Here is a 9,882-nt window from a genome sequence, read left to right on the forward strand (position 1 = left end):
AAGCGAAGCCGTTCTTCCATCACCGAACTCGCTTTCCACGGCATCCACACCTCCCGCTTGCAAAAAAAGCGAAAAGTGTAACCCATGTGTCCGGTACGAAATGTCACCTATGTCTCGGGCCGCTCACAAATCATGTGTTCTCCGTGCGATCACGCTGGCAATTGAGCCCAGCTGCCGCAGCCAATTCTAACTCGAGCTCTGAATTCCCGACAGGCAGAACCGCGCGGCTATTCTCCGAAAGGCACGTTTCTCTCTGAACCTCTGGACTCGGCCTATCCGGTACGGTTCTCGAAATTCGATCGTTTCGAGCTGCTTACGAGATTCAGCGGAAAGGACTCTGTTTCTGTCGGTAGGCGAGAGCGTCCGATTTCTACGATCGGACTCCAATTCAACATCTCGAGGTTCGACTCCTCCCGCCCCTCCGATTTTCATGGCGATGCAGACGTTATTCCGCGTGTTGCCCGGCACGACGGTGTGCACGAAGTATTTTGGCGATGAGGTGGTGATTACCCGTCGTTAGCTGGGCGCCACCGGTTCAGCAGCTGGAGCTGTGTCCGGATTGCGGCTTTCCGGGCTGTCATAGCTCATGGTACCCGCTTTACGCGCCTCAAGAGTATCGACGAGTGTACCGGGGTCTTTCCAACCCTCTTCGACCGAGCGAATGCGCATTGCAACATGAAGGATTTCACTAGCCCAAGAATTGTAAGATTTTGAAGCGGTATCGTAGATCGTCTTGGCTAGCTTATGTTCCATTGGGGCTTCGTTCGCTGCGGTGTTGGCCTTGCGTCTAGCCCGGTTCATGACTTTGATCACGTCCCCGGCTAACGAGACGCCCAATAAGCCTATGCGAGAAAGATTTGCGTCATAGATGGGCGTACTAAAGCTCGGGAACTGAATGTTCTGCTTCACAGCTGGAGCATCGCGGTTGAGCAAAGTTTCCGACAGTTTTGAGAACTGCTCCATGACATTCGCAGAGTTGTGAGCCTCTGCGAGTAACCCGATCAATTCAGCACGGATGGCGGCGTGCAACAACGCTCGTTCTCTGCGTTCTCTGATTGTGGCCGATGCGTCGTCCAGCTCTGCCTTATGAAGACGTGCTTCGCGGTCGAGCTCAGCTTGATTGGCTTGAGACCTTGTGAGGTTTGCGAAGCCTAGCCTCGCCTGATAGGCAATGATCCCGAGACCAATGACCGAACCGGTCAACGTTGCAAGACCAGGATCCAATTTAAAGCCAGAGCTGAACATAATCAGGACGGCCATAGTTGCGCTAAACGCAGTTAGCGCCAGACATCCGATCAAGATGAGCTTCATCGACGCCGGCAGCGCCTTCAGGTCAACGATTTCGTCACGGATTCCGGGCATGCGAATCTCGTTGGTTGAAAGTGTTGCCAATACCACTTTTCTTGGGGACGAAATAGGCGATGAAAGGATTCAATGCCATTGGCAGCCTAGTTATCGATAAGATAACCTGCTACCTGTGGTTTTCAGCCGGGCTTGTCCCGGCTTTTATTTTGGGGTTTCCAGTGGACGCTGAGAAAGTTCAAAACATTGTCACCTACAGTGCCGGCGCTGTCGCGGTGTTTTCAATCATTGGCGCTTTGTATCAGGCGATGAGCAGAGAAGGGGGAAGTGTCGCCCCCGTGCTTGGCGTCTTTCTCGCAGCCTGCGTGATTGTATTTCTACCCCTTATCAGCCAGTTCAGTTTCTTCGGACTGGAAACGCGGATGCGAGACAAGGTTCTTGAGGTTCAGGCTATTGAAGATCGCATACGTAAGATCGCTGCCATCAACGCCCGAGTGACCTACATGAGCATTGCCTGGGCCAACCGAATGGGATCGCCGTCGGCCAAAGAAAAACAAACGCTCTTGGATGATGTCGATAAGCAAATCAGGGAGTTTAAAGTAACTGAAGAAGAGCGACTGCGGATCGTCCAGCCCGTAGTCAACATGCTCAAGTACGACTTCTTCCTGGACTACAGGCAAATAATTTACGACTACGCGGGCATCCGGTACGGGATTTTGGTCGAGAACGCGAGAAATGAAGCCCCTGAGACCCGCGAATTGAGGGACGCTCACAGCGATGGGATGGGAAAATACAACAAGAGGGTAGACATCAGCGAAGTCTGGCGCCGGTTGGACAGTTTTAATTTCGGCGAAGAGCTCAACACGTTGACCCCGACGGAATGGCTGAACGACGATGAGAAGGTTGTCGCCAACGAATTCAGGAACAAGCTAGTCCGGATTGTTGCTGAGTGCGAGAAAAAGGGAGGCTACACGTCCGAAGCAGCACAGTTGCAGGATGCCATAACGGGCGACAGCAAGGAATTCACGGCGTCACTGTTCCGGGTGCAAATCGATAAGCTGAAGAGCCTTGCCAATCCAAAGTGAGCTGTACGCATAATAGGTCGTGAAAGAGAAGAAGCCCGTAGAGTTCAGTGGGGATAACCAAGATATGTGCTGCGGCGCTCAGCCCTTTACGACCTCTGGATCTCGCGACTGTGACCGGCGCGCTTACATCCGTTCAAGAAGAGAGCTGGCTTTTGCCACATCCTGTCCGGATTGGCTCAGAATCGGTTAGGAGGAAGAGATCCGAAGAGAGCAGGGAGCGCCGATGCAGATCCACGGAAAGAGCCATCTGGCGGAAGCTCTTCAAGGCCTGTCAAAAATTCCAACGGATCACGACGGCCGCGTTGGGTGGGATTCGGCCAAACTTGAGCACGGCAGCTTTGAGGTCCTCTATAATCTTACATTCGATCCGCCGATCGATGATTATGAGAAGGACGCCGCGATTTGGTCTGCGCTGAATGAGTGTGCGCGCGCCAAGGATTTCACCCCTCGATTCTTCATCCAGAAGTTAAGGGCCTTTCTCGAGGGGCTGCTTAGTAACAAGCCGCGAACGTTCATGGCCGTAACCCAGATCAACGCCCGAGTTGGTACGCAGCTTCCGGGCAAGATCATGTCAGTCGACGGATTGGTCGAGATCAGAGCGAGCCTGCCACCTTCAAGTCTGAAAGTGATTGAGAAACTCGAAGGCTTCGAACGGCAGCGGCTCAATCTGCAAGATGACTTTGCCTATCTCATTATGAAAGTGAAAGGCCGGAACGACCGCGCGGCGCTCAATGCCGCCTATCGCCGAATGAAATACTCTCTTGGCATCCTGAACATGGCAACGAGCGGCTACGGAGTCAGCAAGCGCTTTGGCTTCCCGAACGCTCCGATCGGAAAGTTTCTGTCGGCGTCACCTATATTCCTCATCGATACAACGTCACGGAAGCTCGGCAACTGGCAATCCGAGAGCTATTACCCGACAGCCTGGAAAAGAAACTTCTCCGTTTGGCAGGCGCACGACGCCGCACACATCACAAAGTTTGCCAAGAACGTCGCTTCCGACCTTGCGCGGATCGACTTCAAGGAAAAAATGGTCCAGGCGGTATTGCTGTTTCAAGAAGGGCTTGAAACGAGCCACGTCGAGGTCGCGCTTTTAAAAATATGGACCGCTATCGAAGTGCTGTGTGCGCGGGAAGAGCGAGAGCCGACACAGCGCGTAGTGGAGCGCGCGAGCTCGATCTTCGACAATTTCCGGCATGCTGCCATGCGCCTGAACTTCATTCAGGACTATCGCAACCGCGTCGTTCATCGCGGCGAGGCCGGCGATCACGCGCTACTTTGCGCCCAATATGGCAGCCTTTACCTGGCCGCCCTTATTCGGTTCTTCCTTTGGAATATTTACAATTTCAGGAAGCGCGAGGAGATACTGGATTTTCTTTCCTTGCCGCTTGATACGCAAAGGCTCAAAAGCAACATCGCGCTGAACCGTACCCGATTGAAGGCTGCAACACGCATGGCCGCTAGGGAAGCTGAAAGCCGGTCATGACTAACATTGCCCGATTGACACTCCTCTGAGGTCGGGGCCAACTATCACGGATAAAGTTTGGTCGCAAACGGAGTCAATCGGTCACTGATAAGAACATTACACAAACCTTATCAGTTGCCGGGCAAATTCCATAACCTTCGATAGACGAGTCCGATCAGGGTTACCGTGATAGCGATGCAGCTTCCGATCATAGGTGAAGAAGTTTCGCCTGACGTTATACCGGACAGCACCCGTTGCGCGCGTTTGCCAGCCTAATTATCGAAACCGACGAACACCGTAGCTTCCTCAACCGACTTTCGCTCCGACACGACCGCATTCGCCGGAAAAGTTTCATCCGGCCAGCCCAGCGCGATACTTTTCATGATGACCTGATCGTCGGCAATCCCTGCGTGCTCGCGCACCACGGGGGATTGCATGATGCCCTGGCTGTTGATCACGGCGCCCAGCCCGCGAGACCAGGCGGCATTGACTAGGGCGGTCGCGACGGCGCCACAATCGAAGGGCGTATCGTCACTGCTGTCAAGCAGTTGCTTGGCGACACTTTGCGTTGCTTTCTGACAGCGAGCAGACGAAATGTCGGTGCCAGGCGTGGGTCTGCCGATGGCCCATCGCTGACGTCGAACAAGTGTTTAGCACCGGTTCGATGGGAAGCCGGCACGAGCCGCATCACACACAACGGGTTTGGAGAACGAGATACCAAACCATTTGCTCGTCAACGAGCCATCATTGTCGATCCAGGGGATCGGCGGCAATTGCGGCAGGTAGGATGCGTACGGCATCACTTTCGCAAGCGTCACTCGGCCCGGAAACCGTGCGAGGAACGCCTTGTTCATTCCGCCGTCCAGTCCGCTGTAGATCGGGGCAGCCGGCACGTTGTCTTCAAGCAATCGCGCGTATTCGAGCTCGTCAGCGCGCCTCTTCTCCAGCGCCCGCCGCGCGATTTGCGGATTGACGACGAAGGGGGGACATTTTTCGGCAGGGTTGAACACAAGAGGAGACGGCGAATTCGGGGGAGGTTGCGCATCGAATACATAGCGGCGGTTGCACACATCCACCGTCGGTTCGAGTTGCGTCGTCTCGAAATGATCGTTGCCGATCTTGAGCATTTTCCAGAAGGAGAGGTTCGGATTATTTCGATGCCGCGCCAGGTTCGCTGGCGTCAGGCGGAACGGATAGGCCTGGACCTGGAACGACGGCCGGCCGCTGAGCGAGTCGCGCGCCAGCGAATAGATTTCGCTGATCTGTTCGTCGGTCATGGCATAGCAACCGCTCGACCAGCAGTCGCCGTGGATCATGAGGAAGCTGCCGTTGCGCTTGTTCGCCTTGTCGAAGCTGTTGGGGTAGCCGAGGTTGATCGAAAGATAGAAGTTGGAGTTGGGGTTCATCAACTCAGGCGTAATTGTATAGAACCCTTCCGGAGCCTGTCGGTCGCCCTCATGCAACTTCGGCCCGAGATCGCCCGACCACCGGCAGATCGGATAGGTCTTGAGGATCTGAAAACGGCCGGTCGTGTCCTGTTTCCAGACTTCGAGCTCCGCCTCTTCCTTGAAAAGACGCACAACGATAGGTGAATACTTTGGCATCTTCTTCTGCTCGAGCAGCGCGAGCAGCTCGGCGGGCAGTTCCTGCGTTGCCTTGGCCGGCAACGGCTTGCTGCTTTCGCCAAGGCACGTGACCGGCGTCAAGGCAGCGGCCAAAGCCGCCGCCAGCACAAGAGCCTTAGCCGTTCCGATTGAATCGGAACGGGGCTCTCGCTTCTTGTTTTGACGCGTTTTCTTGACGCGAACCGGTACCCACCCCGGATCAAGTCCGGGGCAGGCTTTCGCTGGAAAACGCTCCAGTGCACGTCGGACCATGGCGCGGATCACTGCTGTACCTCCAGCCCTTCCGCCCGCGCGCCGCTACTTCTCGAACCCGACGAACACCGTAGCCTCTTCGACAGACTTCCGCTCCGACACCACCGCATTCGCCGGAAAAGTTTCATCCGGCCAGCCCAGCGCGATGCTTTTCATGATGACCTGATCCTCGGCGATCCCTGCGTGCTCGCGCACCACGGGGGATTGCATGATGCCCTGGCTGTTGATCACGGCGCCCAGCCCGCGAGACCAGGCGGCATTGACCAGGGCGGTCGCCACGGCGCCGCAATCGAACGGCGTATCGTCGCTGCCATCCAGCACGCGGTCATAGGTGATGATCACGCAGACGGGCGCGTCGAATTGACGGAAGCCGCGTAGCACCCAGTCCTGGCGCTTATCTTTGTTATCGCGCTCGATTCCCATCGCGGAGAACAGTTGCTTGGCGACGCCGACCTGCCTGTCGCGGTGCTTGCCTGCAAAGGCCTGGCCCGTGCGGAACTCGCGCGACTGCGGGATGCCCGCCACCATCCGCTCGGTGTTGCCGGCGCGGATCCGATCCAGCGGTTCGCCTGATATGACGTAGAAATTCCAGGGCTGGGTGTTCATCGACGACGGCGCGCGCATCGCCAAACCAATGACTTCCGCAATCAGCGCCTTGGGTACTGGATCAGGTCTGTAACCGCGGATACTCCGGCGACCGAGAATAACGTCATCAAACTTCATCTGTGCCGAATTCCCCTGATAAGTTTTGAAACAGCCTGGATTTTTGCGGTTTCTGCACCCCCGCGCAAGCGACGGCGGCGTGTCTTCAACGGTCCAGCCACGCGGAACATGATCGCATCAATATTGCGCGCACGCAGTCGTTTTAGCGAATTCCGGGATGATGAAATTGTGCCGCTGATTTGCCCGACGTGTCAAGTTTTCGGTCTAGCCGGCGGTTGCGGCGGCCGCCGGCTACTTTGCATGGGGTTGTTTTCGATATTTTTGGTGCGAGCCGCGGCGACCCGGCGCGACGGCGCCCGCCTGAAGCCGCACAGGCCTCTTCAGGCTGTTGCTCAAATAGTGGGTTTTGGTCTGGGAAAGCCGAAAATTCCCGAATACCGATCGCCAGGAGGATGTCATTGCCAACGGCGAAAGATGACGCTGGCGTTGACGCCTCCGAACCCGAAACCGTTCGAAATCGCATGCTCCATCGTCATGCGCCTGGGTTCACGAGAGACGAGGTCGACGCCTACGGCTGCCGCGTCGCTATTTTCGAGATTGAGGGTGGGCGGTGCGACCTGGTCGCGTAATGCGAGGATCGTGAAGATTGCTTCCGCTCCCCCGGCTGCGCCGAGCAGATGACCGGTCGTCGATTTGGTGGCGCTGACGGCAATTTTTCCGTCGCGGCCGAACACGGCTTTGATCGCTTCCAGTTCGGAAATGTCGCCAACCGGCGTCGAGGTGGAATGGGCGTTGAGATGCTGGATGTCGCCGGGCTTGAGGCCGGCCTGCCGCAATGCGCCTGCCATCGCACGTCGCGCGCCGTCGCCGTCCTCGGGACCCGACGTGATGTGGTAGGCGTCAGCGGTCGTGCCATAGCCGACGATTTCGGCGATCGGCTCGGCGCCGCGGCGGATCGCGTGTTCCAACTCTTCAATGACGAGGATACCGGCACCTTCGCCCATGACGAAGCCGTCGCGGTCGCGGTCGAAGGGCCGGGACGCACGCGCTGGCGTTTCGTTAAAGCCGGTCGAAAGGGCGCGGGCGGCGGCGAAGCCACCGAGGCTCACGAGATCGATGCAGGCTTCCGAGCCACCGCAAATCGCGACATCCGCTTCGTCGGTTCGAATGAGGCGTGCGGCATCGCCGATCGCCTGCACGCTCGCGGCGCAAGCGGTAACCGGCGTGCCGATGGGACCCTTGAAGCCGTAGCGGATGGAGATATGACCGGCCGCGAGATTTGCGAGAAAGGACGGCACGGTGAATGGCGAGAGGCGCCTGACCCCGCGCTGATCGGTGGTGCGAACTGCCTCGACGATTGCCGGAAAGCCTCCGATGCCCGATGCGATCACGGTTGCCGTGCGCTCGAGCGAGTGTGCGTCGGAAGGAGTCCATGCCGCTTGTGCGACGGCCTCGGCCGTGGCGACCAGTGCGAACAGGATGAAGCGATCCATCCTCCGCTGATCCTTGGGAGGCACGACCAGATCCGGATCGAAGCCGCCATCGGGATCGTCGGCCTTTGTCGGCACGATTCCAGCGACCCGCGCGGGAAGGGCAGCCGCCCATTCGGGAAGGGGAGCCAGCCCGGAACGGCCCGCAAGCAAGCGGGACCATGCCAGCTCACTGCCACAACCCAGCGGTGATACCAGTCCCAACCCGGTAACGACGACGCGACGCATAGAGATTACCTTTTTGAGCTATCCAGAAGGCAAGCGCGAACGGCCCGGCCGAGATCGGCTTTGGCAGCCCGGTTACGTCGGCAATCCCATCTGCTTCCGAAGGCTCTTGTCGAACATCCGTTCGGGGACGAAACGACGCAGCAGGCTCACCTGCCGCGCCATCTTTCCGCAGGTATATCGCCGACGGGGCGACGTCGTCGTCGCGGCTTCCACGACCCTTTCGGCTACAACCTCGGGACTATCGGCTGTCTTCATGGTCTCACTCATAATCGCGCTGGAGCGCATTCGCGCCGAGACGTATGCGTCCAGGCTCCGATCCGGAAGCACCATGTTTTGTTCGAATGAAGTGCGGGTATACGCCGGCTCAAGCAAGCAAATTCGAATGCCGAAGGTCCGCACCTCATGGTCAAGGGATTCCGAATAGCCTTCGAGAGCATGCTTGGTGGAGGAGTAGAGGGCCGAGAACGGGGCGGGTATCAAGCCAAGGACCGAACTTATATTGATGATCCGTCCCGCCTTCTGTCGTCGCATGACCGGCAGGACCGCGTTGGTCGTGCGGATCACTCCGAAAAGGTTTACGTCGAACAACGCCTGGGCCTGGTTCACTGAAGATTCTTCAGCTCCCGCAAGCAGGCCGGTCCCCGCGTTGTTGACCAGAACGTCGATCCTGCCTGTCGTATCGAGCACCTTGTCGACCGCCGCCGTGACCGATGCGTCATCTGTCACGTCGCAGGTGACCATCGTGATCCCCTCGAGCGTACTCGCGACGGCACGCCTGCTGGTGCCGAACACTCGGAATCCAGCCTGGTGCAGCGCCTTTGCGGAGGCCTGCCCGATCCCTGTAGAAGCCCCGGTCACAATGGCCACTTTACCGTCTCGTCGCATAGGAGCCTCCTCGATGGAATTGATCAGCGTCGCGCATCCGAGCGGTGCAAACCCCGCTACGGCGATAACAGCCGATTGTTTGTTACCGAGCTTTTTCTGAATACCTGGTCGCTGGCTTACCCGACTGCATGAGCGCACGGCTCAATGCCATGCGAGCGTCCTCAAAGCCGGTCCAGAGCGATGAATTCTCCAGCGACGGAAAGCAGACGGGCTCGCCCTGGTCCAATGCCTGGAGAGCGGTATCGACCAATTGCTCCGCGGACATGAAGAGTTCGTTGGGGAAGGGGGCTGCAGTAAGACCGGATGCTTCAAAAAACTCGGTGCGAACCGGACCGGGAAGCACCGCCTGAACAACGATGCTTGTCTTGGCAAGCTCCATCTGGAGCGAGCGTGTGAAATTCAAAACATATGCCTTGGAGCCGGAATAGCCCGCGCCGGAGGGCGTCGGCATCACCGCGATCATGGAGGCGATGTTGATGACCGTACCGGAATTGCGCCGCAGGAAGCCCGGCAGGGCGGCATGAGTCAGTCGTGTCAACGCCAGAATATTGATTTTTATCAGGTTTTCCAGCGCGTCCGCGGTCACTTTCGAGGTCGGTCCAAGCGCTCCCAAGCCTGCATTGTTGATCAAGACGTCGATGTCCTCCCGCTCGGTTAGGAGTGCTTCAATGCGCAACAGGTCCTTCGCATCAGCAAGGTCGGCAATCACGATCTCGACCGTGCGCTTCGCCTTGATTTCGATTCTCTTGGCAACGTCCTCTAGGTGGTGTGGACATTTAGCGGAGCCATAGGACGATGGCGGCGAGAGTAACGACGGCCCGATAGTTTCGGGCGGTCTTTTCGAAGCGGGTTGCGACGCGGCGGAACTGCTTGAGTTTTGAGAAGCA

8 protein-coding genes and 2 pseudogenes are annotated in these 9,882 nt (G+C 57.6%); 2 read left to right on the forward strand and 8 right to left on the reverse strand.

Going from position 1 to position 9,882, the window contains the following annotated elements:
- Positions 1-516: 516 nt before the first annotated feature.
- Positions 517-1,362, reverse strand: coding sequence for a hypothetical protein (locus C7G61_RS41185; RefSeq protein ID WP_108523242.1), 846 nt, complete (start codon positions 1,360-1,362; stop codon positions 517-519).
- A gap of 59 nt (positions 1,363-1,421) precedes the next feature.
- Here C7G61_RS41185 and C7G61_RS41190 point away from each other — a divergent pair, with 59 nt between their 5' ends.
- Both C7G61_RS41190 and C7G61_RS41195 read left to right on the forward strand, forming a co-directional pair.
- Entirely contained in the window at positions 1,422-2,387 is a 966-nt protein-coding gene (locus C7G61_RS41190) for a hypothetical protein (RefSeq protein WP_108523243.1), read from the forward strand.
- A gap of 223 nt (positions 2,388-2,610) precedes the next feature.
- Positions 2,611-3,873 (forward strand): hypothetical protein, encoded by a 1,263-nt coding sequence (locus C7G61_RS41195; protein WP_108523244.1) that lies wholly within the window; start codon positions 2,611-2,613, stop codon positions 3,871-3,873.
- Between the two features lie 251 nt (positions 3,874-4,124).
- Here the strand turns inward: C7G61_RS41195 and C7G61_RS41200 are convergent.
- The 7 genes and pseudogenes from C7G61_RS41200 to C7G61_RS41230 all read right to left on the reverse strand — a co-directional run.
- A pseudogene (locus C7G61_RS41200) lies at positions 4,125-4,403 on the reverse strand (nitroreductase family protein); the annotation flags it as partial.
- Positions 4,404-4,502: 99 nt separating this feature from the next.
- The gene (locus C7G61_RS41205) at positions 4,503-5,570 is read right to left on the reverse strand and encodes a L,D-transpeptidase family protein (RefSeq protein WP_244608739.1); all 1,068 of its coding nucleotides are present in this window, start codon (positions 5,568-5,570) and stop codon (positions 4,503-4,505) included.
- A 204-nt stretch (positions 5,571-5,774) separates the two neighbouring features.
- A complete protein-coding gene (locus tag C7G61_RS41210; protein ID WP_108523245.1) occupies positions 5,775-6,452 on the reverse strand; it encodes a nitroreductase in 678 nt (225 codons plus the stop codon).
- A gap of 395 nt (positions 6,453-6,847) precedes the next feature.
- Positions 6,848-8,110 carry a beta-ketoacyl-ACP synthase II gene (gene fabF / locus C7G61_RS41215; protein WP_108523246.1) on the reverse strand — a complete coding sequence of 421 codons (1,263 nt, stop codon included), beginning with the start codon at positions 8,108-8,110 and terminating at the stop codon, positions 6,848-6,850.
- A 72-nt stretch (positions 8,111-8,182) separates the two neighbouring features.
- Positions 8,183-8,995: an oxidoreductase gene (locus tag C7G61_RS41220; protein WP_108523247.1), complete on the reverse strand. Its 813-nt coding sequence runs from the start codon at positions 8,993-8,995 to the stop codon at positions 8,183-8,185.
- A gap of 82 nt (positions 8,996-9,077) precedes the next feature.
- Entirely contained in the window at positions 9,078-9,704 is a 627-nt protein-coding gene (locus tag C7G61_RS41225; RefSeq protein ID WP_244608740.1) for an SDR family NAD(P)-dependent oxidoreductase, read from the reverse strand.
- Between the two features lie 67 nt (positions 9,705-9,771).
- Positions 9,772-9,882, reverse strand: a pseudogene (locus tag C7G61_RS41230) (IS5/IS1182 family transposase); the annotation flags it as partial.

It is taken from the genome of Bradyrhizobium algeriense (assembly GCF_003062295.1).
Classification (GTDB): Bacteria; Pseudomonadota; Alphaproteobacteria; order Rhizobiales; family Xanthobacteraceae; genus Bradyrhizobium; species Bradyrhizobium algeriense.

Coding starts and splice junctions, on each gene's coding strand:
- C7G61_RS41220 (WP_108523247.1), bottom strand. CDS start 8,995: ATGCGACGAGACGGTAAAGTGGCCATTGTGACCGGGGCTTCTACAGGG.
- C7G61_RS41210 (WP_108523245.1), bottom strand. CDS start 6,452: ATGAAGTTTGATGACGTTATTCTCGGTCGCCGGAGTATCCGCGGTTAC.
- C7G61_RS41185 (WP_108523242.1), bottom strand. CDS start 1,362: ATGCCCGGAATCCGTGACGAAATCGTTGACCTGAAGGCGCTGCCGGCG.
- C7G61_RS41190 (WP_108523243.1), top strand. CDS start 1,422: ATGAAAGGATTCAATGCCATTGGCAGCCTAGTTATCGATAAGATAACC.
- C7G61_RS41195 (WP_108523244.1), top strand. CDS start 2,611: ATGCAGATCCACGGAAAGAGCCATCTGGCGGAAGCTCTTCAAGGCCTG.
- fabF (WP_108523246.1), bottom strand. CDS start 8,110: ATGCGTCGCGTCGTCGTTACCGGGTTGGGACTGGTATCACCGCTGGGT.